The organism is Streptococcus sp. HMSC064D12, from assembly GCF_001837205.1.
In the GTDB taxonomy this organism is placed as follows: Bacteria; Bacillota; Bacilli; order Lactobacillales; family Streptococcaceae; genus Streptococcus; species Streptococcus salivarius_D.
Window position 1 is genome coordinate 1 of sequence record NZ_KV831766.1, and the last position, 26,696, is coordinate 26,696.

The following is a 26,696-nucleotide window of genomic DNA, read 5'->3' on the forward strand; positions in this document are numbered from 1 at the left end:
GGGGGCATATCATTCTCACGGGTGGTTTTGACTATACTACCCCTATGAAATTTGTTTTTGATTTGGATGGAACCCTATGTTTTGATGGTATGACTATGTCAAAAGAACTACAAGAGGTTCTTTTAACAGCACCTAAATACGGTCATGAGATTATTTTTGCAACAGCACGCTCTTACAGAGACTGTCTTAGTATTTTGGAGGGAGAATTGAAAAAGCTGACAGTAGTTTTGGCTTAAACGTGGTGAAGTCTTTCAAGATGAGTGTTTAGTATCGCAATACACAATACCTTCTTATGCTCTCAGAACGATTGTTAGCTACTGTGATACCTATAATCTCCCTTATTTTATTGATGATACCTTTAATTATGCTATTCAAAATCCTGAACAGATTCCTTTCCTTTCAAATGTTGACCCATTAAATAAAGCAAGGATTTTGCCTGTCCAAGAACTTAATAAGCCCATTAAAGCTGTTATTCCACTTGCAGAGCATGAGGATATCCGAGAAGACCTTATCTTTAATCTAAACAAACTGGAATGTTTAGACCTTATTTACCACGATATAGAAAGGTGTCTCTACATTAATCCTAAAGGAGTGACTAAGGCTAGTACAGTTTTAAACCACTTTGGCAGAAACTTTGTAACTTTTGGAAATGACCAAAATGATATTTCTCTTTTCAAAAATGCTATATATGGTGTGCAAGTTGGCAATTATCCTTACCTGAAAGACTTTGCGGATGAAGTCATTCCTGCAATTAATACAGTGATTGCGAAAAAAATTAAACAACTGTTTGAAAAGTTCTAAACAAATGCTTAGTCTTCTTGCTCTATTTACAGTACAATAGTAAAAAAAGTATTGGAGGACTAGCATGCCAACATTTATTGGAAAACCAGTTACAGTAGCAGAAGACAAACAACTTCAAGTTGGAGATACCTTGCGTGACTTTAATTTGACAGCAACAGATTTAACGAAAAAATCACTTTCAGAATTCGATGGAAAGAAAAAAGTTATCTCTATCGTTCCATCAATCGATACTGGTATTTGTTCAACTCAAACACGTACCTTTAACAAGGAATTGTCAGAACTAGATGATACTGTAGTTATTACTATTTCAGTGGACCTACCATTTGCACAAGCTCGTTGGTGTGGTGCTGAAGGACTTGAAAATGCCATCATGCTTTCTGACTACTATGATAATAGTTTCGGTAAAGACTATGGTGTCCTTATTGAAGAATGGCACTTGTTAGCGCGTGCAGTATTAGTGGCAGACGCTGACAACAAGATTACTTATGTCGAATATTTGGACAATATCAATACTGATCCAAACTATGAAGCGGCAGTAGCAGCAGTTAAAAGCTTATAAAAAGGGGCCCCGGTCTCTTTTTTATTTTGCCTTTCTTACAGTTTTTACTTGCAAAAGTATTAGCTTCTTGCTATTATTGTATAGCAATACTCAATACGGATAGTAAAATATAAAAAGGAGATTCAATGTCTGAAAAAGAAAGACCTCAACTGATTATCGATTACGAAGCTAACACAGACAAACTTGTTCGTTTAGGCGATGTTGTCGATCAATTTAAAGGAAAAGCTGTCCCTGCTAAGGCAGAACCTGGCGAATTCGCTGTCATTAATCTATCGGATATGACACCCAACGGCATTGCTTACGATGACCTAAAAACATTTTCTGAGGAACGCCGCAAACTTTTACGCTTTCTCTTAGAAGATGGAGATGTGCTTATTGCATCTAAGGGAACTGTTCAAAAAGTTGCCGTTTTCGAAGATCAGGGCAAGCGTGAAGTTGTTGCCTCATCCAATATTACAGTATTACGACCTAAGGAAAAACTCCGTGGTTTCTACATAAAGTTCTTCCTTGAGACCGAAATTGGTCGTGCCTATTTAGATTATGCTGATAAGGGAAAGGCTGTCCTCAATTTATCGACAGCTGACCTCTTGGACATCAAAATTCCTGAGATACCGATTGTTAAGCAAGATTACCAAATTGCGGCCTATCTACGTGGGCGTGCCGATTTCCACCGTAAGATGGTTCGTGCAGAGCAAGAGTGGGAAAATATCCAACACAATGTTACAGAAGCTCTATTTGGAAATTAACCAAAAGCCAGCAAACTAGGATTTGTTGGTCTTTTTTTATTATTCTCGTGTATAATGGTAGTAGTAAATATGTTATTAGGAGGTCATTATGACTACCAACACCATAGATTTATCACAACCAGTCGCAACAATCATAAAAGAGCATCCAGAAGTTAAGGATTTACTGATTGGCCTTGGTTTTAAGCCCTTGTCTAACCCAGCTATGCTAAATACTGTCGGTAAGGTGACCAGTCTAAAAGCTGGCTCTAAGTTAGCTAATATTCCCCTAGATAAGATCAAGCAAACCTTACTATCCAATGGTTATGATGTCATCGGAGACTAATATGGAAAACAATCGTATTCAAATACTCAAAGAAATTCTCCTAGATTTACACCATGGAGCCAGTCCTGAGAGTGTTCAAGAGCGCTTCAATCAACACTTCAAGGGAGTATCTGCCCTTGAAATCTCTATGATGGAGCATGAATTGATGTCATCTGAAGATGGGGTTACCTTTGAAGATGTTATGAGCCTTTGTAATGTCCATGCTAACCTCTTTAAAGGAGCTATTGCTGATGTGGAAGTGGCAGACGCTGATCAAGAGGGTCACCCTGTCTATGTCTTTAAACAAGAGAATTTAGCCCTACGTTCAGCTATTCTCCGTATCCGACGTATCATAGAAAATATCAGTAAGCCTGAAAATGAAGACTTTAAATCTGACCTAGTCAATGGACTTAAACATCAGATGTCTTTATTGGGACAATTCCATAACCATTACACACGTAAAGAAAAGCTCTTCTTTCCAATAATGGAGCGTTATGGTCATGATTCTCCTCCAAAGGTTATGTGGGGAGTAGACGATGATATCCGAAAACTTTTTAGAGCGGCAGAAGCTAAACTAAAAGAACTTCCAGATGCTGATTTAGAAGAATTTTCAAAGTTCTTTGAAGCTTTCTCAGAAGAATTTGAAGCCATGATTTTCAAGGAAGAAGCTATCTTACTTATGATTCTGCTTGAAACCTTCACGCAGGATGATTGGCTTTCAATTGCCGAAGAAAGTGATGCCTATGGCTATGCAATTATAAAACCTACAGCCGTCTGGAAACCTAAGCGTGAGCGTTTTAAGAAAGACAATACGGAAACATCGCAAGAACAGTCAGGTCTGAGCACTGACGCACATACGGGCAATACCCGAATTATTGAAACCCCAGAAGGGCAATTCACCATCAGCTTCACCCCAAAACCAAAAACTGAAACTGTCGTAGATAGAGAAACAACGCAACCTTTTGGCAATGGTTATCTTTCTGTGGAGCAGGCCAATCTCATCCTCAATCATCTTCCTTTGGAAATCACTTTCGTCAATAAAGACGATATCTTCCAATACTATAATGATAATGTTTCCGCCAATGAAATGGTTTTTAAACGAACACCTAGCCAAATTGGACGAAACGTTGAACTTTGTCATCCGCCAAAAGTGCTTGATAAGGTCAAGAAAATCTTTGAATTACTAAGAAGTGGAGAGCGTGACCAAGTTCCAATGTGGTTCAAATCTGAACGTTTAGGAAAATTCGTCTATGTTACCTATGCAGCTGTTAGAGATGACAAGGGAGACTTTCAAGGTGTCCTAGAGTATGTGCAAGATATTCAACCTTTCTTTGAACTAGAAAGCGATCTTAAAAGAGACATTGATTAAAAAGCTAGCAGTCTTGCAATTGCTTATGACTATAATACTCAAGAGGTTAGAGACTTTGCTCTCTGCCTCTTTATGTTTCTACCTAGCTCTTTAGGATTGCTTTTGATATAATTAAAAGTATGATTTCAGGAATTATTAATCTAAAAAAAGAGGCTGGAATGACCAGTCATGATGCTGTATTTAAACTACGCAAAATATTACAGGAGAAAAAAATCGGACATGGTGGTACTCTCGATCCTGATGTGACTGGTGTTCTACCTATAGCGGTTGGAAAAGCTACTCGTGTTATTGAATACATGACTGAAGCAGGGAAAGTCTATGAGGGAGAAATTACCATTGGCTTTTCGACAACTACCGAGGATGCTAGTGGAGAAATCGTCCAAACCACTCCAGTAACAGAGCTTGATGAAGAAGCCGTTGACAAAGCAATGGCCAGTTTTGAGGGAGAAATCACACAAATTCCCCCTATGTATTCAGCAGTTAAGGTCAACGGAAAGAAACTTTATGAGTACGCACGCGCTGGAGAAGAAGTAGAACGTCCACAACGTCAAGTGACCATTACCGAATTTGTCCGTACCTCACCCATCGAGCTAGAAAACGACACTGCGAGATTCACCTTCCGTGTTGCTTGTAGCAAGGGAACCTATGTCCGTACCTTATCTGTCGATTTTGGTGTTAAACTCGGCTACGCGAGTCATATGTCTGCTCTTCGTCGAACAGCCTCAGCTGGTCTAACCTTAGATAAGGCACTAACACTCTCACAAATTTCAGAAATGGTAGAAGCAGGGGATACATCCTTCCTCCTTCCCATCGAATTCGGTGTTCAGGATCTGCCAGCAGTACAGGTTACTGAAGATGATGCTAAAGAAATCTCATTTGGTCGCTTTATTGCTATTGATAGCCAAGAACCATTGGTTGCGGCCTTTTTAGGAGACAAAGTTCTAGCCATCATGGAAAAGCGAAATCAAGTTTATAAACCTAGAAAAGTATTAAGTCAATGAAAATAACTTCTATTAACGATTATAAAGATATCCATCAGGAAAAGGATACAGTCCTTGTCTTAGGCTATTTCGATGCGCTTCATCGTGGTCATAAGGTCCTTTTTGATAAGGCGCGCCAGATTGCTGACGACAAACAGCTTGAAGTAGCTGTCCTTACCTTTAATGAAAGTCCTCAACTGACTTTTCAACGGTATACAGATGATCTCCTTCTGCATATTACAGCACCTCAAAGGCGTTGTGATCTTTTTGAAGCCTATGGAACAGATCAGCTTTATTTAACAGATTTCAATAGTGATTTTGCCCGAACGAGTTCAGATGATTTCATTGCCCGCTATATTAAGCGTTTAAAAGCTCAAGAGGTTGTTGTAGGCTTTGATTACAAGTTTGGACACCATCGAACAGATGCGGACTATTTAGCCCGCAATTTTTCTGGTAATGTCCATGTCATTGAAGAGCAACAAAGCGATGGTGAAAAGATTTCGTCAACACGTGTCCGTCAATTGATACGAGAAGGCAAGGTTAAAGAAGCCAATAAACTTCTTGGCCACGAATTCTCGACACGTGGCATCGTGGTACATGGTGATGCGCGTGGTCGTACCATTGGTTTTCCAACTGCTAATTTAGCACCAATCGACAGAACATTCCTACCTGCTGATGGTGTCTATGTAGCCGATGTTGTGATCGATGGCAAACGCTATCGTTCCATGACCAGCCTAGGTAAAAACGTTACCTTTGGGGGAACAGAACTCCGTCTTGAAGCCAATATCTTTGATTTTGAAGGCGATATTTATGGAAAAACAATTGAAGTTTTTTGGCTGGATTATATTCGTGATATGATTAAGTTCAATAATATAGACGAACTATGTGCTCAACTGGAGGCCGATAAAAAAATCGCGGAAAAATTTTAAGAAAGCGTAGCCAAAACTAATCAAATAATGTATAATGATTAGGAATGTTAAAGTGAAAGGGGTGTTTGCATGGTAACTTTATTTTTATCACCTAGCTGCACCAGCTGTAGGAAAGCACGAGCTTGGTTGACCAATCATGAAGTTGCTTTTGACGAACACAATATTATCACGAGCCCATTAACTCACGATGAGTTGATGAAGATTTTGTCTTACACGGAAAATGGTACTGAAGATATCATTTCAACCCGTTCAAAAGTCTTTCAGAAGCTGAATATCGATGTGGATGATCTGACCATCAAGGAACTCATTCAACTGATTTCTGAATATCCAAATCTTCTTCGTCGACCTATTATTTTGGACAACAAACGCATGCAAATCGGTTTCAACGAAGATGAAATTCGTGCCTTTTTGCCTCGTGATTATAGAAAGCAAGAATTGCGTCAAGCGACCATTCGAGCTGAAATTGAGGGTAACAATGACTAAAGGAAATTATTCCTACCCACTCGATCCATCATGGAGCACTGAGGAAATCACCACAGTGCTTCATTTTTTGAGTCAGGTAGAAAAAGCATACGAGAGCAAGGTTGACCGTGACCAACTCTTGCAAGCCTATAAGGCATTTAAAACCGTTGTCCCAGGCAAAGCTCCTGAAAAGCAACTAGACAAGGCCTTTGAAGAAGCTAGCGGTTTTTCAACCTATCAAGCTGTCAAAGCTGCTAAAGCAAAAGATAAAGGATTTGTATCACTTGGAAAATAAACTGATTTTCGCCAAAGAAATCATCAAAGAAGCTGGTGCTTTTATTAAAGAAAGTTTAAGTAAAACAATCACGGTCGAAGAAAAAACAGCTTTTGATGATTTAGTCACTAATATTGATAAACAAACACAAGATTTACTCGTGGCACGTATTAAATCTGCCTTTCCTTCAGACAATATTTTCGCTGAAGAAAATGGCTTGGTGCATAATATCAAGGATGGAAACGTCTGGGTCTTGGATCCAATTGATGGAACGGTCAATTTTATTGTCCAACAAGATAATTTTTGTGTGATGATTGCCTACTATGAAGATGGGCAAGGAAAATTTGGTCTCATTTATAACGTCATGGCTGATCAACTTTTCTATGGTGGTGGCCAGTTTGATGTGTATTGCAATGACAAATTGCTTCCAGCCTATAAAAGTCGCCCATTAGACCGCTGCCTAGTCGCTAGCAATGGAGCCATGTATGCTAAAAATTTTCACGGCTTAAAAGACCTTATTGATAAGACCTTAGGTGTTCGTGTCTACGGTGGTGCCGGTTTAAGCATGTCAAAAGTCCTATCTGGTCAAATTTTAGCTTACTTTTCAGTTATTTACCCATGGGACTATGCTGCAGCAAGTATTATGGGAGAAAAATTGGGTTATCACCTTGAGACCATTACCGGAGAACCACTGGATTATTCTAGTCGTCAAGCTGTAATGCTTGTGCCCAAAGACAGACTTGAAGAAATCAAGGATATTATGGGCTCAGAAAATTAATTTAAAACAAAAAACCATACTGGACAAATCAGAACAGTAAGTTCTTTTGGTTAGTCCAGTTTTTTGATAGAAAGGAAACTATGCAATTTCCATCAGACTTTATAGAAAAATATAATAAGCTCCTTGGAGATGAAGCAGAGGAATTCTTTGCATCATTTGATCAAGAAGCCGTGTCCGCCTACCGTACCAACCCTCTGAAAAAGCAACAGAAGGACTTTCCTGATGCCATTCCTGAAACACCTTGGGGCCATTACGGTAAAATTTCTGGAAAATCTGCCGATCATGCAACTGGTTTGGTTTATTCTCAGGAACCAGCTGCTCAAATGGTTGCTCAAGTGGCAGCTCCGGCCAAGGGAAGTCGAGTCTTAGACTTGGCAGCTGCTCCAGGCGGAAAGTCTACTCATCTTCTAAGCTACTTAGACAATACAGGACTGCTCGTCAGTAATGAAATCAATCCAAAGCGTAGCAAAATTCTGGTTGAAAACATAGAACGTTTTGGGGCGAGAAATGTTGTTGTGACTAACACGTCAGCTGATAAACTAGCCAAAGTTTTCAAAAATTACTTTGATACGATTGTCTTTGATGGACCTTGTTCTGGCGAAGGAATGTTCCGCAAGGATCCTGATGCCATCCAATATTGGCACAAGGAATATCCTAGTGAACTGGCACAATTGCAGAAGGATATCTTGTCAGACGGTTTGAAGATGCTCGCTCCTGGTGGACAATTGATCTACTCAACCTGTACCTGGTCTCCTGAGGAAAACGAAGGTGTTGTCGCTTGGATTTTAGAAAATTACCCTGATCTTGAATTAGTAGAAATCCCTAAATGGAATGGCATGAGAGGTGGGATTGATTTTCCAGAAACAGCTCGAATGTATCCGCACCATTTCAAAGGTGAAGGCCAGTTTGTGGCAAAATTCCAGGATAAGCGCGTGGCTGAGCAGGCACGTATCAAAGAGGGAAAATCTAACCTAAACAAGGAGCAGAAGCAACTTTGGGAAGATTTTGCAAAAAAACACCTTAAGACTGATCTAGATGGTTTACTCCAAGTTTTTGGGGACAATCTCTACCTGCTTCCTAAGGGACTTCCTGACCTTTCTAAAGTTAAAATCGCTCGTAATGGACTGCATCTTGGTGTCTTCAAGAAAAAACGTTTCGAACCAAGTTTTGCGCTTGGAATTGCATTAACCTCAGATGAAGCTGTTTCAAGTATAGAGCTAACTCAAGACCAGTTTGCCCAATATGTTTCTGGTAATGTGGTCACTCTAGATCAAGCGCAACCAAACGGTTGGTATCAGCTTTTAGTGGATGGCAATGGATTTGGATTTGCCAAAATCGTTGGAAACACGGTTAAAAACTACTATCCTAAGGGATTGAGATTCCATGTATAAGGGCCTGTAATCAAACTTTAATATGACTTAATTATCTTATACTTGGTATAATTAGATAGATGTCTTTTTACAGCATATATATAAGACACTATCTTACTTAAGTTACAAAATGTCGGAGGACAAAAATGAAAAAAACAAAAGTCCTTGCAGTGATTATGTCACTAGCAATGGCCATGCTAGTCTTAACTGGCTGTGCCTCTTGGATTGACCGTGGCCAGTCCATTACAGCCGTTGGTTCTACGGCCCTTCAACCCTTAGTGGAGGCGGCAGCAGATGGGTTCGCTGAAAAGAACCCTGAGAATATCGTTAACGTCCAAGGTGGCGGTTCTGGTACTGGACTTTCTCAGGTACAATCCGGTGCCGTCCAAATTGGTAACAGTGACCTTTTTGCCGAGGAAAAATCTGGAATCGATGCCAGTAAGCTTGTTGACTATCAAGTTGCCATTGCAGGAATTGCAGTGATTACAAACAAGGAAGTTTCCGTAGATAACTTGACAAGCGAACAACTTCGCAAGATTTTCACTGGGGAAATCACAAACTGGAAACAGCTTGGTGGTAAAGACCTTGAGATCACTATTATTAACCGTGCAGCCAGCTCAGGATCACGCGCAACTTTCGATGCAGTGATTATGGACGGTAAATCACCAATCCGTACCCAAGAGCAAGATTCTAATGGTATGGTTAAGTCAATCGTTGCTCAGACACCAGGTGCTATTTCATACCTATCATTTGCCTACCTTGATGATTCTGTTAAAACATTGAAGTTAAATGGATTTGAACCAAAAGCTGAAAATGTTGCAACTAACGATTGGCCGATTTGGTCTTATGAGCATATGTATACCAAGGGAAAACCGGATAGCTATACCAAACAATTCTTAGATTACATGATGAGTGACGAAGTCCAAGAAAATGTCGTCGCAAAAATGGGTTACATTTCCATCCATAGCATGAAAGTTACAAAGGATGCTGATGGTAAAGTCTCAAAGAAGAGTGAGGAGTAAGCATGAAAAATGAAGAATTGGTGAAACAATTAACATCACCCTCTAAAAATTCACGCCTCGAGAAGTTTGGTAAAACAATCACTTTCCTTTGCCTAGCTTTGATTGTTTTTATCGTAGCCATGATTTTACTTTTCGTTGCTCAAAAAGGGCTAGCGACTTTCTTTGTTAATAAAGTTAGCTTGATCGAGTTTCTCTTTAGTGGCGATTGGTCGCCATCTGAAGGCAAGTTCGGAGCTCTTCCAATGATTTTAGGGTCATTCGTAGTGACCTTGCTTTCAGCCTTGGTAGCAACGCCATTTGCCATTGGAGCAGCCATCTTTATGACTGAAATTTCTCCGAAAGGGGCTAAATTCTTACAACCAGCTATTGAACTTTTGGTTGGGATTCCATCTGTTGTTTATGGTTTCATTGGTCTCCAAATCGTGGTTCCATTTGTTCGCTTAATTTTTGGTGGCACAGGGTTTGGTATTCTTTCAGGTACCTTTGTCTTGTTCGTCATGATTCTACCAACCGTAACCTTTATGACAACAGATACGCTTCGTGCAGTGCCTCGTCACTACCGTGAAGCTAGTCTTGCCATGGGGGCTACACGCTGGCAAACGATTTGGCGTGTGACACTTAATGCGGCTAAACCAGGTATTTTCACGGCCGTTATCTTTGGTATGGCCCGTGCCTTTGGTGAGGCTCTTGCCATCCAAATGGTTGTCGGAAATTCCGCAGTGATTCCAACTTCTTTAACGACACCAGCAGCAACATTGACATCTGTCTTGACTATGGGAATCGGGAATACAGTCATGGGTACTGTTTCAAACAATGTCCTTTGGTCTCTCGCCTTGGTTCTCTTATTGATGAGTCTTGGTTTCAATATGTTGGTGAAATTCATTACCCGTGAGAGAAAGAGAAATTATGAACGCTAAAAAAATTGATAAAATTGCCATCGGCACACTCTATGTGATTGCTGGCATTATTGTAACAATCCTGGCAGCCTTGATTCTCTATATCTTGGTTCGCGGGATACCACATATCAGCTGGTCATTCTTGACTAGTCGATCATCATCTTACAAAGCTGGTGGAGGAATTGGGGTTCAACTCTACAATTCATTCTTCCTTTTGGTTATTACCCTGATTATTTCTGTGCCTCTTTCAATGGGAGCTGGGATCTTCTTATCAGAATATGCTAAAAAAGGACGACTTACCAACTTTGTTCGTACCTGTATTGAAATCCTTTCTTCACTACCTTCAGTGGTTGTCGGACTCTTTGGTTACTTGATTTTCGTTGTCCAATTCCAGTATGGGTTTTCAATCCTATCTGGTGCCTTGGCTTTAACGGTCTTTAACCTACCACAAATGACTCGTACGGTTGAAGATAGTTTGCGAACAGTCCACCATACCCAACGTGAAGCTGGGCTAGCTCTAGGCTTGTCTCGATGGGAAACGATCTTACACGTTGTGGTTCCAGAGGCATTGCCTGGTATTGTTACTGGTATCGTTCTTGCTTCTGGCCGTATTTTCGGGGAAGCAGCAGCGCTTATCTATACAGCAGGTCAATCTGCACCAGCACTTAATTGGAGCGACTGGAATCCGCTTAGCATCTCTAGTCCAATTTCGATTTTCCGCCAAGCAGAAACACTTGCTGTTCACATCTGGAAGGTCAACTCAGAAGGTACGACACCTGACGCCACTGCAGTATCTGCTGGTTCAGCAGCAGTACTCTTGATTTTCATTTTGATTTTCAACTTTGGTGCACGTCGTTTGGGAGCTTACCTCCATAAGAAATTAACATCCGCTTAAAGGAGTTATCATGACAAAATACAATTGGGACGAGCGTCATATTATCACCTTCCCAGAGAAGGAGCTCGCTCTTGAAACAAAGGACTTGCATGTCTATTATGGTCAAAAAGAAGCCATCAAAGGTATCGACATGCAATTCGAGAAAAATAAAATTACGGCTCTTATTGGGCCTTCAGGATGCGGGAAGTCAACCTTTCTTCGTAGCCTAAACCGTATGAATGATACGATTGATATTGCTAAGGTTACTGGACAAATCCTTTATCAAGGCGTCGATGTCAATGCAAGTAATATCAATGTTTATGAAATGCGTAAACATATTGGAATGGTTTTCCAACGTCCAAATCCATTTGCCAAGTCTATCTACAGAAACATTACCTTTGCTCACGAACGTAAGGGTGTCAGAGATAAGCAAACTTTGGACGAGATCGTTGAGACATCACTTAAGCAAGCAGGACTTTGGGATCAAGTTAAAGATGATCTCCATAAATCTGCCTTTACTCTATCTGGTGGTCAGCAGCAACGTCTTTGTATTGCAAGAGCTATTGCTGTGAAACCGCAGATTCTCCTCATGGATGAGCCTGCAGCTTCACTGGACCCTGTAGCTACTATGCAGCTAGAAGAGACCATGTTCGAACTTAAGGAAGATTACTCTATTATCATCGTGACGCACAATATGCAGCAGGCAGCGCGTGCTAGTGATTATACAGCATTCTTCTACCTTGGTGATCTTATCGAATATGATGAAACCAAGAAAATCTTCCAAGATGCTGCCCTACAGTCAACTAATGACTATGTATCAGGACGTTTTGGATAGAAAGGAGCACTTATGACTGAACCAATCATTTCAATCAATGATTTATCGGTGTATTTCAATAAGAAAAAAGCCCTCAATAACGTGACAATGGATTTCTATCCAAATGAAATCACAGCTCTTATCGGTCCTTCAGGATCGGGAAAATCAACCTTGCTCCGTTCTATCAACCGAATGGGAGATTTAAATCCCGAATGGACACTTACTGGTGCTGTTTCATACAACGGTCACAATGTCTACAGTCCTCGAACAGATACCGTTGAACTCCGTAAAGAAATCGGAATGGTCTTCCAACAACCCAATCCTTTTCCAATGTCTATCTATGAAAACGTGGTTTATGGCCTTCGTATCAATGGTATCAAAGATAAGGCTGTTCTTGATCAAGCAGTAGAAGAATCACTAAAGGGTGCTTCAATCTGGGAAGAGGTTAAAGACCGTCTCCATGACTCAGCACTTGAACTTTCAGGAGGGCAACAGCAACGTGTCTGTATTGCACGGGTCCTTGCCACGTCTCCAAAGGTTATCCTTCTTGACGAACCCACGTCTGCCCTCGACCCTATCTCCGCTGGTAAGATTGAGGAGACCCTATATAACCTTAAAGAACAATACACCTTGTTGCTAGTCACTCGTTCTATGCAGCAGGCAAGTCGTATCTCACAACGAACAGCCTTTTTCCTTGATGGAGAGCTCATCGAGTATTCATCAACGAAAGACATGTTCCTAAATCCACAACATAAAGAAACTGAAGATTATATTACCGGTAAATTCGGTTAAGAAAGGACAGATTACTAAAAAAATTATGATGTTACGAACTCCCTTCGAAGAAGAATTAGAAAAACTCCACAACCAATTTTACGCTATGGGTACAGAGGTTGCAGCTCAGCTTAAGAAAGCTGTACGTGCCTTTATCAGCCATGACCGTGATTTGGCTAAGGAAGTCATTGAAAATGACGAAATCGTCAATAACTACGAAACCAAACTTGAGAAAAAATCACTTGAAATTATTGCTCTACAGCAACCTGTATCAAGTGATTTGCGTACAGTTATCACCGCACTTAAAGCATCTAGCGACGTTGAGCGTATGGGTGACCATGCCGTTGCTATCGCTAAAGCAACCATCCGCATTAAAGGTGAAGAGCGTCTAACTGAAATTGAAGCTGAAATCAAGAAAATGGGGAAAGCAGTCCGCCACATGGTCGAAGATGCTCTAGATGTTTACTTGAACAGTGACGAACGACGCGCTTATGAAATCGCAGCTTCAGATGAAATCATTGATAACTATTTCCGTGATATTCAAGCTATGACAGTAGAAGGTGTTCGTAAGAATCCAGATGCTGCCTTCGCTGCCAAAGAATATTTCCAAGTACTTATGTATTTGGAACGTATCGGTGACTATGCCCGCAATCTCTGCGAGTGGGTTGTCTACCTCAAATCTGGTAAAATCATTGAACTGTAGGCAAAGCTTCCAATCTATGTTATAATGGGTCTGTATTGAATAATTCAGACCCTTTTCTTTTGCAAAAGAGTCTGATATCGAAACATATGTCAGTCTGTTTCGATACGAAAAGTTAGATTAGGAGTATATACGTATGACAGCATCTGTTGCTCGTTTTATCGAAAGTTTCATCCCTGAAAACTACAATCTTTTCTTGGACATTAATCGTTCTGAAAAGACCTTTACAGGGAATGTTGCCATCACAGGTGAAGCCCTTGATAACCATATCTCCCTTCACCAAAAAGACCTTACCATTAGTTCCGTTCTCTTGGATAATGAATCATTGAACTTCCAAATGGATGATGCTAACGAAGCCTTCCATATTGAACTTCCAGAGACCGGTGTTTTGACGCTTGTCATTGAATTCTCTGGTCGTATTACAGATAATATGACAGGGATTTACCCATCATATTACACCTACAATGGTGAGAAAAAAGAAATTATTTCAACGCAATTTGAATCTCATTTTGCGCGTGAAGCCTTCCCATCTGTTGATGAACCAGAAGCCAAAGCTACTTTTGATTTCTCATTGAAATTTGATGCTGAAAAAGGCGATATCGCTTTGTCAAATATGCCTGAAATCAATAGCCATTTGCGTGAAGAAACTGGGGTTTGGACTTTTGAGACAACCCCTCGTATGTCTACATACCTCCTTGCCTTTGGTTTTGGAGCTCTTCAAGGTAAGACAGCGAAAACACAAAACGGAACTGAAGTTGGTGTCTTCGCTACAGTTGCACAAGCTGAAAACAGCGTTGACTTTGCCCTTGATATTGCGGTTCGTGTCATTGATTTCTACGAAGACTACTTCCAAGTTAAGTATCCTATCCCATTGTCATACCATCTCGCGCTTCCTGACTTCTCAGCAGGTGCCATGGAAAACTGGGGACTTGTTACCTATCGTGAAGTTTACCTACTAGTAGACGAAAATAGCTCAGCTGCAAGTCGTCAACAAGTAGCTCTTGTGGTTGCCCACGAATTGGCTCACCAGTGGTTCGGTAATCTTGTAACGATGAAATGGTGGGATGATCTCTGGCTTAACGAAAGCTTTGCCAATATGATGGAGTATGTTTCAGTAGATGCTATTGAACCAAGCTGGAACATCTTTGAAGATTTCCAAACAACTGGTGTACCTCATGCCCTCCAGCGTGATGCTACAGATGGTGTTCAGTCTGTCCACATGGAAGTTAATCACCCAGATGAGATTAACACCCTCTTCGATAGTGCTATCGTTTATGCCAAAGGTAGCCGTCTCATGCATATGCTTCGCCGTTGGTTAGGTGACGAAGCCTTTGCCAAAGGACTTAAAGCTTACTTCGAAAAACACCAGTACAACAACACTATTGGACGTGACCTCTGGAATGCACTCTCTGATGCTTCTGGTAAAGATGTCTCTAGTTTCATGGATACTTGGTTGGAGCAACCAGGTTACCCTGTTGTTAGTGCAGAAGTTGTTGATGACACTCTTATTCTTAGTCAAAAACAATTCTTCATTGGCGAACATGAAGATAAAGGGCGTCTTTGGGAAATTCCATTGAACACAAACTGGAAAGGACTTCCAGACACACTCTCAGAAGAGCGTATTGAGATTCCAAATTATAGCCAGATTGCTGCTGAAAATAATGGAGCTCTTCGCCTTAATACAGCAAATACGGCACATTACATCACAGACTACCAAGGACAACTCTTGGACCAACTCTTAGAGGAATTTGCTAACCTTGATACTGTAAGTAAACTTCAAATTTTGCAAGAACGTCGTCTTCTTGCTGAAAGTGGCCGTATCTCCTATGCAAGCCTAGTGGCTCTTCTTGATCTTGTCGAAAAAGAAGAAAGTTTCTTAATTGCACAAGCTAAGTCTCAAATCCTCGCTGGTTTGAAACGCTTTATCGATGAGGATACAGAAGCAGAAGTACACTACAAGGCTTTGGTACGTCGTCAATTCCAAAATGACTTTGAACGTCTTGGTTTCGATGCCAAGGATGGAGAGTCAGATGAAGATGAAATGGTTCGTCAAACGGCACTAAGCTACTTGATTCAAGCAGACTATCAACCAGCAGTCCTTGCAGCTGCAAGTGTTTTCCAAGCTCATAAAGAAAACATTGAAAGCATCCCTGCAAGTGTCCGTGGTCTTGTCCTCATTAACCAAATGAAACAAGAAGACAGTCTTACCCTTGTTGAGGACTATGTCAACGCATACGTCACAACAAATGATAGTAACTTCCGTCGTCAATTAACTCAAGCAGTTTCATACCTTAAAAATCAAGAAGGCCTCGACTACGTGTTAAGTCAGCTTAAAGACAAACATGTCGTTAAACCTCAAGACTTGTACCTCTGGTATATGAATTTCCTCAGCAAATCATTTGCTCAAGAAACCGTTTGGAACTGGGCAAAAGATAACTGGGATTGGATTAAAGCAGCCCTTGGTGGTGATATGAGCTTTGATAGCTTTGTTAATATCCCAGCATCAATCTTTAAAACGCAAGAACGTCTTGATCAATATATTGCTTTCTTCGAGCCACAAACAAGTGATAAAGCCTTGGAACGTAATATCTTAATGGGAATTAAGACAATTGCTGCACGAGTAAACTTGATTGAAAAAGAAAAAGCAGCCGTTGAATCTGCTCTTAAAGATTATTAATAAGAAAAACAAGCTTTCCATGAAGGAGAGTTTGTTTTTTTGTGTAGAGTAGTTTACATAAATATAGTTATGTGCTTAAAAGAATAAGAAAAAGGATATAGCATAATTAAATTTATGTAAAATAAAAACAACCACTCCAAATAGGAATGGTTGGAATAGCTAATTATAAATTGTCTAGAGCATTTTTTTGCTCATCATTAACAATATGCGTATATAAATCGGTAACCTGAGTAGAAGCATGGCCAAGTTGGTGACTAACTAAAACTTGAGACTTGGTAGCATCATAAAGGCGTGTTGCCAAAGTATGTCGTAGTTTATGGGGAGTCACACGTATCTTGAAATCCTGAGAATATTTGGCAACCATCTTTTCGATACTTGAAGCATCAATACGGTTTGGGACCCCTCGATATTCCGTTAAAAAGAGGGCAACATCTTGCTTTTCAGCCTTATAGCGTTTATCACGTATACTGAGATAAGTTTCAAGATAGGGCTTTGCAAAACTTGCTACATTAACTGAGTCCCGTTTGCCACCTTTTCGAGTGACGTCGATGACCATCATTTTTAGATTGATATCTTTAAGGTCCAGATTAACGGCCTCGGAAAGTCGAACACCTGAAGCCAGCAGCAAGGCAATGATAGCTAAATCACGTTCTTTATTCTTATAAAACGAAGATTTGGCGCGATTTGAAAGCTTGACTTCGTATTCATTTTCTACATAATCTAGGAATTCCATGGTTTCATCGCCAAGAAAGAGTTTCTGTTTGATATTCTCAGCACGTGCAGCTAGAGTTTCTTTCTTTTTCTTAGTAGAAACTTTTTTCATAACGTTACGATAGAAATATGGCTCACCGTCAGGACCCTCGACCTCCTCGGTTAAATACTTATAGAGACTAGATAGAGCTGAAAGTGTGCGATTAATGGTCGTTTGAGAGACACCTTGTTTCTTGGAATAGGTATTCAAAGATGGACGTTCACGTAGATAAAGGACAAATGACTCCATATCTTTTTTAGTTAGATTTTCCAAGGTTTTGATGTCAATTGAGGCAATATCATCAGCATCTGAAATACCTGAGTCAATCAACCAATCAAAAAAGCGTTTATATTCCTTAAGGTATTCGTATAAGGTTGTAAAAGAATACGGTACCGATAGTTTAGATTGATAATACTCCAGAACAAACCAGGGCATTAGAGATTTGTATTCCTCAATTTTTTCGAGTAAGAGTTCACGTTTCATTTGTTTTTTCTCCAAAATTACTTAATAGAAGTATATCACACCCTTATCTTTCTTTCAAGAAAATTACAGTTTTTCGGAAAGATGTTGTGAGGTTTTTTCTCTTAGAGGCTTTATAGGTTTATTATTCAGATATACAAAATACTACACTAAATCAATCATAAACTAAGTTTCTGACCCCATATAAAAATAGCTTTATTGTTCTTTGACTTTTAAAAATCTTTATAGCGTATTATTTACTTATAGAAATTTTCACAAGAAAAAACAACCTGGAGTTTTCCAGATTGTTCAAACAATGATTAAGCTACGATAGCTTTTGCAACGTCCTCGGTTGTCATACGTGAGAAATAATGCGTTGTGTCAATGGTTTTAAGTTTAGCCAAGACATCTTCGTACTCGTAAGGTACACCGACCAGCAACTCTTCAATATCAGATACATCCCCGATACCAAAAAAATCTCCATAAATCTTAACAGATTTAATGATAGAATTTTCAACATTGGCATAGGTTGAGATTTTACCAGCTGGATAACGAACATTACGTTCTACTGTGTATTCTGGTGATTGACCGTATGTCCAGTCCCAAGTATTGAATTGCTTCTCATAAGACTCTTGGATTTTAGCTAATTCATCCTCAGAAAGGACGTATTCAGTCATGTCAGGGTAAAATTCCTTCATTTTTTCCAAGATTTTATCTGAGAATTCATTTACAGTGATTTTTTCTGGCAATTCGTCTACAATGTTTGTCACACGAGCACGTACAGATTTAACACCTTTTGATTCAATTTTGTCTTTGCTGACTTTGAGGGCTTGGCCAAGAACGGACATATCAACGTCAAAGAGCAAACAACCATGGTGCATCATACGCCCTTTATAGTATGCTTGAGCATTTCCACAGAACTTTTTACCATCGATTTCAAGGTCATTACGGCCAGTAAACTCAGCCTTAACTCCCAAATCAGCAAGTGTTGCGATTACAGGTTGAGAGAAAGTCTTAAAGTCAAAAGCACCTTCATCTGCCTTGTTAGAGATGATAGTATAATTGAGGTTATTCAAATCGTGATAAACAGCGCCACCACCAGACAAACGACGAACGACCTTGATACCATGAGCATCTGTATATTCTTTGTTAATCTCTTGAATGGTATTTTGGTGTTTACCAACAATGATAGCTGGACGGTTAATCCAAAGAATGAACAATTCATCTTCATTCACCAATTCACGAAAGGCATAGGCTTCCAAAGCAATATTATAGGCAGGATCATTTGATATGTTTACGATATATTTCATGAGGTCTCCTCTTGTAATGTGATACTTATATTATAAAGAAAAACGGTGACAAAGTACACGAAGACGCCTTAGGTATAAGGATTTTCATGATATAATAGTAAAAAATATATGGGGAGTTTTAGAATGTTACAAAATCCTAGTAAATTAAGTCTCTATTTCTCGAGGCTAACCAGTAAAATAAATAAAAAGGTCAAAATAGCATTTACTCTGCTTCTTTTTGTTGCTCTTGGAATGTTTCTCTATAATGCCTACCAAAGAGCTTATAAGCCTTATCTCTACGATAAAAACAATTACTATTACAAGGCCTATAATTACAGCGTTGAGAAGATAAAACCTCAAAGAAAAGTTGTCAAAGATATTGAGATAGAGGTCTTCCACTTCGGAAAAGACGATTTCCCTGATAATCTGTCTACATATAAGGTCGGCCATTATATCGATAAAGGAATTGATCCCCGCAGACTTCTATTGCATATCACTTTTACTGATAAGACCAAAATCACTTTACCATTTGGACAGGTGACTTCTACTGAAAACTTTTTCGACCGTTATGAACGCTATTTTGACCGTAAAGTTTTTGAGGTTGGTCCGGGTTTTGATGAAGAATGGTGTTCGAATGCAGAGAATTACAGACAAATGATTGAGCGCTTCCCTGGATTACATGATAAAACAATGGATGCCGACTTCGAGTTATATCTAAGGGACTTCCTATTTATGATAGTTCCTGGTGATACCCTCTACCAAACTGGTGCTGTCAAAGATGGTGTTAGTAAATACCACTTTCAGTTGAAAAATCCTAAATCAGGAAAAATGCAAAGCTATATTATCTACGGAAATGAAGGAGACATCCCACTCTGGGATTGGCAGGCTCCCTTTGTTACCTTTGATAAGGATTTTGCTAACAAGGAAAGAATTCAGGAATTCTTCGATGACTACGATATTAGAGAGTATGGAAATTATTGGGATGGCATGTACAATATACAATTTCCTCATTTAAATTCTTTTAGAGGTGATGGGTATAACTTTTATAAAATGGCCTTTTACTCAGATAAGTTTACAAATTTCCCACTGAGCCTTGATTTAACAGGTAAGAGCGAGGATTTTAAGATTACCATTACAGATTCTTACCTACAAGAAGAATCAAGAACTGCAAAAAATGAAATCCATTATCTAAAATACTCAACATCTAAAACTTATGATTCATCAAATAAAGAAGCCTATATGAATGATATATTGCACCAATACCTAAATTAACAGAATTTAATTTATGTAAACACAGTTAATTTATCTATTGGCTGTTTTTTTTCATGCAAAAAAAAAACAAGACCATTTCTGATCTTGTTTCCTTCTATGCAACTAGATTTTTATTTTGTGTGCCAGATGTCTTTGTCATACTGTTCGATTGTACGGTCAGATGAGAAGAATCCTGCTTCAGCGATGTTGTAAACAACTTTTTTGTTCCATGCATCTTGATCTTCGTAAGCTGCGTATACTTCTTCTTTCTTGTCGATGTATTCAGCCAAGTCAATCAATGTCATGAACCAGTCTTTAGAGATAAGTTCTTTGTGGAGACGTTCCAAGCGTTCTTTATCACCAAGTTTAACAAGATCTTCGCTTACGATAAAGTCAACAGCTGCTTTGATGTTAGCATCTTTTTTGTAGTAATCACGTGATACATAACCTTCTTTTTCGTAAAGGTCGATGATTGTATCAGAGTCTTTACCGAACGTGAAGATGTTTTCTGGTCCTACCAATTCAGCAATCTCAACGTTGGCACCGTCCATTGTACCAAGAGTGAGGGCACCGTTAAGCATGAATTTCATGTTACCTGTACCTGAAGCTTCTTTAGAAGCCAATGAGATTTGTTCTGAGATATCAGTTGCTGGAATAAGGTGTTCAGCGACTGTAACGTTATAGTTTTCAACCAAGTGAACGTTGAGGTATTTGCTTACTTCTGGATCATTGTTGATGAGTTCAGAAAGCGACAAGATCAAGTGGATAATGTCTTGTGCAATAACGTAAGCAGGAGCTGCTTTACCACCAAAGATGATAGTGATTTTACGTTTTGGAAGGTTTCCTTTTTTGATTTCCAAGTATTTGTGGATGACATACAAAGCGTTCATTTGTTGACGTTTGTATTCGTGGAAACGTTTGATTTGAGTATCAATGATTGAGTTTTCATCAAGATCGATACCTTTGTTGGCTTTAAGATAACGTTTAAGTGACAACTTGTTATCATATTTGATTTCAGCCAAACGTTTGTGAACTGCTGGATCATCTGCAAAGGCAGCCAATTTTTCCAATTGAGTTGCGTCGGTAAGGTAACCATCACCAATCAATTCTTTGATGTAGTCAGCAAGTTCTTGGTTTGAGAATTCCAACCAACGACGGAATGTAATACCGTTTGTTTTGTTGTTGAAGCGTTCTGGGTAAAGGTCGTAGAATGGTTTCAACTCAGAAGATTTAAGGATTTCTGTGTGAAGTGCTGCTACACCGTTAACGCTTGTAGAGAAGTGGATATCCATGTGTGCCATGTGAACACGTTTGTCTTTGTCAATGATTTGAACACGTGGATCTTCGAATTTTTCACGAATGATAGCATCCAATTTTTTGATGATAACAACAAGGTGTGGAACAACTTCTTCAAGGTAGTCAAGAGGCCATTTTTCAAGGGCTTCAGCCAAGATAGTGTGGTTTGTGTAACCAACCATTTTGCTTACGATTGCCACTGCTTCATCAAATTCAAATCCATGTTTTTCTGTCAAAAGACGGATCAATTCAGGAATAACCATTGATGGGTGAGTATCATTGATTTGTACGTAAGCGTAATCTGGAAGATCGTGAAGGTTAGATCCACGTTCAATAGCTTCGTCAATCAAAAGTTGAGCAGCGTTTGATACCATGAAGTATTGTTGGTAGATACGCAAGAGCTCACCTTTACGAGTTGAGTCATCTGGGTAAAGGAAGAGTGTCAAGTTCTTTTGGATTTCGTCTTGATCAAAAGTGATTCCTTTATCAATTAAATCGTAGTCCACACCATTGATGTCAAAGAGGTTAAGGTAGTTCTTAGTTTCTTTCTTATAACCCAAGATATCCAAACGGTCCAAACGAGATTTCAAAGTAAAGTTTTTGAATGGAACATCGTAAGAGATATCAGTTGGTACCAACCATGATTGATCTTCAATCCAGTAGTTAGGCTCTGCATCTTGTTTGTTGTCTTTGAAGACTTGTTTGAAAAGACCACAGTGGTAGTTAAGACCAACACCTTCACCGTTGATACCAAGTGTTGACATAGAATCGATGAAACATGAAGCCAAACGTCCCAAACCACCGTTACCAAGAGATGGTTCTGGTTCAACATCTTCAATTTCGCTGATTGATTTACCAGCAACATCCAATTCAGCTTTAACATCTTTGTAGATGCCCAAGTTGATCAAGTTGTTAGACAAAAGTTTACCGATCAAGAATTCAGCTGAGATATAGTAAACTTTACGTTTGCTATCGTTTTTAGGTTTTGGAGCAGCTGCTTCTTTTACGAATTCCAACAAAAGATAGTAGATTTCTTCGTTTGAAAGGTCCTTAAGATTTTTGTTTTTTGCTTCAACATATTGTGTAAATGTAGCCATTTTAGTTATTACCTCGATTATATCTTTCTGTAATGTCTGTCAAAAATTCTTTCTTGTCGACAGTGATTTCACCTGGAAGCATACGCCATTTCCAGTTTTGACCAACTGTGTTAGGGAAGTTTGTGCGGCTATTTTCAGGTTTATCAAGAATATCCTGCATAGTCGCAATAGCTGTGTTGCTTACAGTAGCAAAGAGGGTGCGAAGAAGAGCACGTGTGATTGGTTCACCCTGACGACGGTTGATGTATGCATCAGTATAATCACGTTGCTCTTGCGTCAAGTTGTCGTACCAACCGTTGATTACTTCGTTATCATGTGTACCTGTGTAAGCAACTGAATGTTGTGTGTATACGTGTGGAATGTCAATGCTGTTTCCAGTAGTATCGTAGAATCCAAATTGAACGATCTTCATTCCAGGGTAACCACAGTCTGCAAGAAGTTTACGTGTCTTATCATCAATGTTACCAAGGTCTTCGGCAATGATTTTAAGATCACCCAATTCTTCTTTAACCACTTTGAAAAGGTCATAACCAGGTCCAGGAACCCATTCACCATTTTCAGCAGTTTCATCACCTCCAGGAATTTCCCAGAAGTCAGAGAACCCTTTGAAGTGGTCAATACGCAAGTAATCATAAAGTTTAAATGATTCTTGAATACGGAATACCCACCAAGCATAATTTTCAGCTTTGTGTTTATCCCAAGCATAGATTGGGTTACCCCAAAGTTGACCAGTTGCTGAGAAGTTATCAGGTGGAACTCCTGCAATGTAACGCGGTTTACATTCAGCGTCTAGTTTGAAGAGATGTGGTTGAGTCCAAACTTCAACACTATCAGCTGAAATGTAGATTGGCATGTCACCGATGATTTGAATACCATTTTTGTTAGCATAAGCTTTTAGTTCTGCCCATTGGCTAAAGAAGAGGTATTGTACCACTTGGTGATATGTGATAACATCAGCAAGTTCTTTGCGAAGTTTCTCAAGAGTTGCTTCATCGCGTTTAACTGCTTTTTTGTCATCCCAATCTTGAAGTGCTTTGTTATCAAAGTGTTCTTTGATAGCCATGAAATCAGCATAATCTGCTAACCAGTTAGCATTTTCAGATTTGAAAGCTTCAAACTTCTTAGCTTCTTTTTTGTCAGCCAAGATTGCTTTGACTGCTTTTTCAAGAAGTGGGCGACGTGCTTCATAAACTTTAGCATAGTCGATAAACTCTGGATCTGATCCAAAGTCAGCGCCTTTAACATCAGCTTTAGTAAGAAACTTGTCACGAATAAGGAAATCCAAATCGATAAAGTGAGTATTTCCTGCTACCGCTGAGAATGATTGGTAAGGTGAATCCCCATAACTTGTTGTAGTAAGTGGCAAGATCTGCCAGTAAGTTTGTTTTGTCTCTTTCAAGAAGTCAACAAAGTCATAGGCTGCTTGACCGAAAGATCCGATCCCGTAGTCACCTGGAAGTGATGTGATGTGCATCAATACACCGCTTGCTCGTTTGTTCATAAAGTTTACCTCAAATTATTTTTTACACTTATGATTATAATGCAAACGTTTGCATAAGTCAAGAATTTTTAGCAAAAAAATAAAATTTTTTTATTTATTCTTGAATGATTGTTCGCAAAACAAGCGCTTACACTGCGAGAGAGAATTTTTTAATAATTACTTCTAATGAATTTCGGAAAAATAGGATTCTTATCAAAAGAAAAAAGTAGTCGGTCGTTTTACTAACCAACTACTTGGACACTCCTTAACCTATTACGGATAAGTTAGGACACTTTCTCTTTCTATAAGTTCAAATGGAATAATGACTTTTTGTGACTTAATCTTGGCTGCTTTTAGAAGTCCTAGAAGGCTTTGAACACTTTCTCTAGCTAGTGCCTGAATATTAATGTCAAATGTAGTCAAGAAAGGATGCATGATTTCTGCAAAAGTCGAATTATTGAAAGAAATAATAGCATAATCTTCAGGAACTCTAAATCCTTGATTGTTCAGCCATTGAATAAGACGAAGGGCGATAAGGTCATCCTTAACAATCAAAGCTGTCGGAGAAAATCTTTCCAATTCTTTCTTTAAATCCTCGATTGTTCGTGCTGAAAAGACAAGTTCAGGTAAGACATCCAAATTTTGTTCGTTTGCTGCTTGCTTATACCCTTGATAACGTTCCTGCCCCACTTGTCCAAAAAGATCATCTGTGATAAAACCAATCTTTCGGTGCCCTTTTGCCTGGAGGTAATTTACAGCTTCATGTCCTAATTCCTTATTATCATTATCAATATAGGTTACTTTATTTTCATTATCTACTGCTGCTCCAACCACTACAAAGGGTACTTTTTCTTTTAATAGGTAATCTTTAACAGGATCTTTCTTTTCTGAATAGAGGATTATAAAGCCATCTGCCCGTTTTTGACGATGCATGAGCTCAACCTGCTTAACTAATTCCTCTAGCGTAGCACCCGTAGCAATACTAACGACCTGAGAATGACAACTAGCTTCTTCATTAATTGCTGTTAGAATTTCCATATAGAAGGGCTGGCTGATATTTTCTCGGTCAGTTAAAGGAGGAAGAATCACACCTAAACTATGAGTTAAGCCTGTTGCCAACATTTGTGCTGCTGAGTTGGGTACATAACCTAATTCTTCCATAGCTGCTCTTACTTTAACTTTAGTTTCTTTTGATATAGCCGGATTATCTTTTAAAGTCCTACTTACCGTTGATGGGCTAACACCAGCCTTCTTAGCAACATCTTTAATTGTAGCCATTATGTCCCTCTCATTCTTATAAATATATTTATAGTCGAAAATTATAAGAACAATTATAAACTAGATGGACATTTTTTGCAATCGTTTGCAAAAAGTTAAAAAATTTTTTATAAAATACTTAACAGATTGTGGAAACGGTTGCATAATGTTTATCGTAAACTAAATTTCTGGAGGAAATAGAAATGAAAAAATGGCAAAAGGTATTACTTGGTAGTGCTGGATTACTTGTGGCTGGATCGCTCTTGGTAGCTTGTGGGTCAAACTCAAGCAAGAGCTCAAGCTCAGATAGCAAGACTTTGAAACTTTGGGTACCAACTGGTGCTAAGAAATCTTACTCAGATACAGTAGCACAGTTTGAAAAGAAATCTGGTTATAAAGTTGATATGGTTGAAATGGAAGATCCAAATGCTCAAGAAAACTTGACTAAGGATGCTTCTACTGCTGCAGATGTCTTCTCACTTCCACATGACCAACTCGGTAAATTGGTAGACGCTGGAGCTATCCAAGAAATTCCAGAGCAATACTCAAAAGAAATTGCTGAGCAAGATACTGAACAAGCTGCTGTAGGTGCTCAATACAAAGGTAAAACTTACGCCTTCCCATATGGTATCGAAACACAAGTTACATACTACAACAAATCTAAACTTAATGAAGAAGATGTGAAATCATACGAAACAATCACTTCTAAAGCTAAATTTGGTAGCAACTTGAAAGAAGTTAACGCTTATGTAACTGCTCCTCTCTTCCTTTCAGTTGGTGACACACTCTTTGGTCCTAACGGTGAAGATGTGAAAGGTACTAACTGGGGTAACGAAGCTGGTGTGAATGTTCTTAAATTCATCGCAGCTCAAAAAGACAATAAAGGATTTGTCAATGTCGATTCAGCTAACATGATGGCTAAATTCGAAGATGGTTCTGTTGATGCTTTCCAATCAGGACCATGGGACTACGCTGCAGCTGCTAAAGCTGTTGGTAAAGACAATCTTGGTGTTGCTGTTTACCCAACAGTTAATATTGGTGGTCAAGACGTTCAACAAAAAGCCTTCATGGGTGTTAAACTTTACGCAGTTAACCAAACACCATCTAAAGGTAACGCAGAACGTATCGCTGCTTCTTACCAATTGGCACAAGCTTTGACAAGCAAAGACAGTCAAAATAACCAATTCACTAATGAAGACCGTCACATCATCCCAGCTAACAAAGAAGTTCAAGCTTCTGAAGCTGTTCAAAAGGATGCTCTTGCACAAGCTGTAATTACTATGGGTTCATCTGATCAGTACACAACTGTTATGCCTAAACTTAGTCAAATGTCAGTCTTCTGGACTGAAAATGCTGCTCTTATGAGTGATGCATATAACGGTAAAATCAAGGAAGACCAATTCCTTACTAAATTACAACAATTTGATAAAGATTTGGCAGCAGCTAAATAAGAATCCTAACTATGAGAAGGTAAAGAGGCAGGTCAGGTTCCT

26 protein-coding genes are annotated in these 26,696 nt (G+C 39.2%); 21 read left to right on the forward strand and 5 right to left on the reverse strand.

Annotation, left to right across the window (positions count from 1 at the left end; translation table 11 throughout):
- The 19 genes from HMPREF2697_RS10740 to HMPREF2697_RS09145 form a co-directional block, all read left to right on the forward strand.
- Positions 1–236: HAD family hydrolase (locus HMPREF2697_RS10740; protein WP_257375250.1), on the forward strand; the 236-nt coding region annotated here is incomplete at its 5' end.
- A gap of 70 nt (positions 237–306) precedes the next feature.
- On the forward strand, positions 307–801 hold the full coding sequence (locus tag HMPREF2697_RS09060) for an HAD hydrolase family protein (protein WP_257375252.1): 495 nt from the start codon (positions 307–309) through the stop codon (positions 799–801).
- Positions 802–865: 64 nt separating this feature from the next.
- Positions 866–1,360, forward strand: a complete 495-nt coding sequence (tpx, locus tag HMPREF2697_RS09065; protein WP_037611582.1) for a thiol peroxidase — start codon at positions 866–868, stop codon at positions 1,358–1,360.
- 125 nt (positions 1,361–1,485) lie between these two features.
- Positions 1,486–2,106 carry a restriction endonuclease subunit S gene (locus tag HMPREF2697_RS09070; protein WP_014633121.1) on the forward strand — a complete coding sequence of 207 codons (621 nt, stop codon included), beginning with the start codon at positions 1,486–1,488 and terminating at the stop codon, positions 2,104–2,106.
- Between the two features lie 88 nt (positions 2,107–2,194).
- The gene (locus HMPREF2697_RS09075) at positions 2,195–2,428 is read left to right on the forward strand and encodes a DUF1858 domain-containing protein (protein ID WP_014633122.1); all 234 of its coding nucleotides are present in this window, start codon (positions 2,195–2,197) and stop codon (positions 2,426–2,428) included.
- Position 2,429: 1 nt separating this feature from the next.
- Positions 2,430–3,776: a DUF438 domain-containing protein gene (locus HMPREF2697_RS09080; RefSeq protein WP_070850450.1), complete on the forward strand. Its 1,347-nt coding sequence runs from the start codon at positions 2,430–2,432 to the stop codon at positions 3,774–3,776.
- A gap of 119 nt (positions 3,777–3,895) precedes the next feature.
- Positions 3,896–4,777 (forward strand): tRNA pseudouridine(55) synthase TruB, encoded by an 882-nt coding sequence (gene truB, locus HMPREF2697_RS09085; protein ID WP_041817224.1) that lies wholly within the window; start codon positions 3,896–3,898, stop codon positions 4,775–4,777.
- Positions 4,774–5,685, forward strand: coding sequence for a bifunctional riboflavin kinase/FAD synthetase (locus HMPREF2697_RS09090; protein WP_013990596.1), 912 nt, complete (start codon positions 4,774–4,776; stop codon positions 5,683–5,685). The genes truB and HMPREF2697_RS09090 overlap by 4 nt, the downstream gene beginning before the upstream one ends.
- 69 nt (positions 5,686–5,754) lie before the next feature.
- Positions 5,755–6,168, forward strand: coding sequence for a Spx/MgsR family RNA polymerase-binding regulatory protein (locus HMPREF2697_RS09095; protein WP_013990597.1), 414 nt, complete (start codon positions 5,755–5,757; stop codon positions 6,166–6,168).
- Complete coding sequence (locus HMPREF2697_RS09100; RefSeq protein WP_004182521.1) at positions 6,161–6,442, forward strand: UPF0223 family protein; 282 nt, start codon at positions 6,161–6,163, stop codon at positions 6,440–6,442. The genes HMPREF2697_RS09095 and HMPREF2697_RS09100 overlap by 8 nt, the downstream gene beginning before the upstream one ends.
- Positions 6,432–7,199, forward strand: coding sequence for an inositol monophosphatase family protein (locus tag HMPREF2697_RS09105; protein WP_013990598.1), 768 nt, complete (start codon positions 6,432–6,434; stop codon positions 7,197–7,199). Before HMPREF2697_RS09100 ends, HMPREF2697_RS09105 begins: the two co-directional genes overlap by 11 nt.
- 80 nt (positions 7,200–7,279) lie before the next feature.
- Complete coding sequence (locus HMPREF2697_RS09110) at positions 7,280–8,590, forward strand: RsmF rRNA methyltransferase first C-terminal domain-containing protein (protein ID WP_070850452.1); 1,311 nt, start codon at positions 7,280–7,282, stop codon at positions 8,588–8,590.
- A gap of 125 nt (positions 8,591–8,715) precedes the next feature.
- The gene (locus tag HMPREF2697_RS09115) at positions 8,716–9,591 is read left to right on the forward strand and encodes a phosphate ABC transporter substrate-binding protein PstS family protein (protein ID WP_070850454.1); all 876 of its coding nucleotides are present in this window, start codon (positions 8,716–8,718) and stop codon (positions 9,589–9,591) included.
- 2 nt (positions 9,592–9,593) lie between these two features.
- Positions 9,594–10,508: a phosphate ABC transporter permease subunit PstC gene (gene pstC, locus HMPREF2697_RS09120; protein WP_013990601.1), complete on the forward strand. Its 915-nt coding sequence runs from the start codon at positions 9,594–9,596 to the stop codon at positions 10,506–10,508.
- Positions 10,498–11,382, forward strand: coding sequence for a phosphate ABC transporter permease PstA (pstA, locus tag HMPREF2697_RS09125; RefSeq protein ID WP_022495957.1), 885 nt, complete (start codon positions 10,498–10,500; stop codon positions 11,380–11,382). Before pstC ends, pstA begins: the two co-directional genes overlap by 11 nt.
- 10 nt (positions 11,383–11,392) lie before the next feature.
- Complete coding sequence (gene pstB, locus HMPREF2697_RS09130) at positions 11,393–12,196, forward strand: phosphate ABC transporter ATP-binding protein PstB (protein WP_003092580.1); 804 nt, start codon at positions 11,393–11,395, stop codon at positions 12,194–12,196.
- A gap of 12 nt (positions 12,197–12,208) precedes the next feature.
- The gene (gene pstB / locus HMPREF2697_RS09135; RefSeq protein WP_070850456.1) at positions 12,209–12,967 is read left to right on the forward strand and encodes a phosphate ABC transporter ATP-binding protein PstB; all 759 of its coding nucleotides are present in this window, start codon (positions 12,209–12,211) and stop codon (positions 12,965–12,967) included.
- Positions 12,968–12,995: 28 nt separating this feature from the next.
- Entirely contained in the window at positions 12,996–13,649 is a 654-nt protein-coding gene (phoU, locus tag HMPREF2697_RS09140) for a phosphate signaling complex protein PhoU (RefSeq protein ID WP_004182526.1), read from the forward strand.
- 133 nt (positions 13,650–13,782) lie between these two features.
- Positions 13,783–16,323 (forward strand): M1 family metallopeptidase, encoded by a 2,541-nt coding sequence (locus HMPREF2697_RS09145; RefSeq protein ID WP_070850458.1) that lies wholly within the window; start codon positions 13,783–13,785, stop codon positions 16,321–16,323.
- A gap of 163 nt (positions 16,324–16,486) precedes the next feature.
- On the opposite strand, the gene xerS is transcribed toward HMPREF2697_RS09145, so the two are convergent.
- Positions 16,487–17,557, reverse strand: coding sequence for a tyrosine recombinase XerS (gene xerS / locus HMPREF2697_RS09150; RefSeq protein WP_002884881.1), 1,071 nt, complete (start codon positions 17,555–17,557; stop codon positions 16,487–16,489).
- Between the two features lie 296 nt (positions 17,558–17,853).
- Positions 17,854–18,843 (reverse strand): lipoate--protein ligase, encoded by a 990-nt coding sequence (locus HMPREF2697_RS09155; RefSeq protein WP_070850460.1) that lies wholly within the window; start codon positions 18,841–18,843, stop codon positions 17,854–17,856.
- Between the two features lie 123 nt (positions 18,844–18,966).
- Between HMPREF2697_RS09155 and HMPREF2697_RS10260 the strand changes: the two genes are divergently transcribed.
- Complete coding sequence (locus HMPREF2697_RS10260) at positions 18,967–20,094, forward strand: hypothetical protein (protein WP_083319686.1); 1,128 nt, start codon at positions 18,967–18,969, stop codon at positions 20,092–20,094.
- Positions 20,095–20,204: 110 nt separating this feature from the next.
- Here HMPREF2697_RS10260 and glgP read toward each other — a convergent pair whose 3' ends face one another.
- The 3 genes from glgP to HMPREF2697_RS09180 all read right to left on the reverse strand — a co-directional run bounded on the left by glgP (position 20,205) and on the right by HMPREF2697_RS09180 (position 25,224).
- Positions 20,205–22,466, reverse strand: a complete 2,262-nt coding sequence (gene glgP, locus HMPREF2697_RS09170) for a glycogen/starch/alpha-glucan family phosphorylase (protein WP_070850462.1) — start codon at positions 22,464–22,466, stop codon at positions 20,205–20,207.
- A 1-nt stretch (position 22,467) separates the two neighbouring features.
- Positions 22,468–23,967 carry a 4-alpha-glucanotransferase gene (gene malQ / locus HMPREF2697_RS09175; protein WP_070850464.1) on the reverse strand — a complete coding sequence of 500 codons (1,500 nt, stop codon included), beginning with the start codon at positions 23,965–23,967 and terminating at the stop codon, positions 22,468–22,470.
- 252 nt (positions 23,968–24,219) lie between these two features.
- A complete protein-coding gene (locus tag HMPREF2697_RS09180; protein ID WP_070850466.1) occupies positions 24,220–25,224 on the reverse strand; it encodes a LacI family DNA-binding transcriptional regulator in 1,005 nt (334 codons plus the stop codon).
- Positions 25,225–25,406: 182 nt separating this feature from the next.
- Between HMPREF2697_RS09180 and HMPREF2697_RS09185 the strand changes: the two genes are divergently transcribed.
- Positions 25,407–26,654 carry an extracellular solute-binding protein gene (locus tag HMPREF2697_RS09185; RefSeq protein WP_070850469.1) on the forward strand — a complete coding sequence of 416 codons (1,248 nt, stop codon included), beginning with the start codon at positions 25,407–25,409 and terminating at the stop codon, positions 26,652–26,654.
- Positions 26,655–26,696 lie beyond the last annotated feature (42 nt).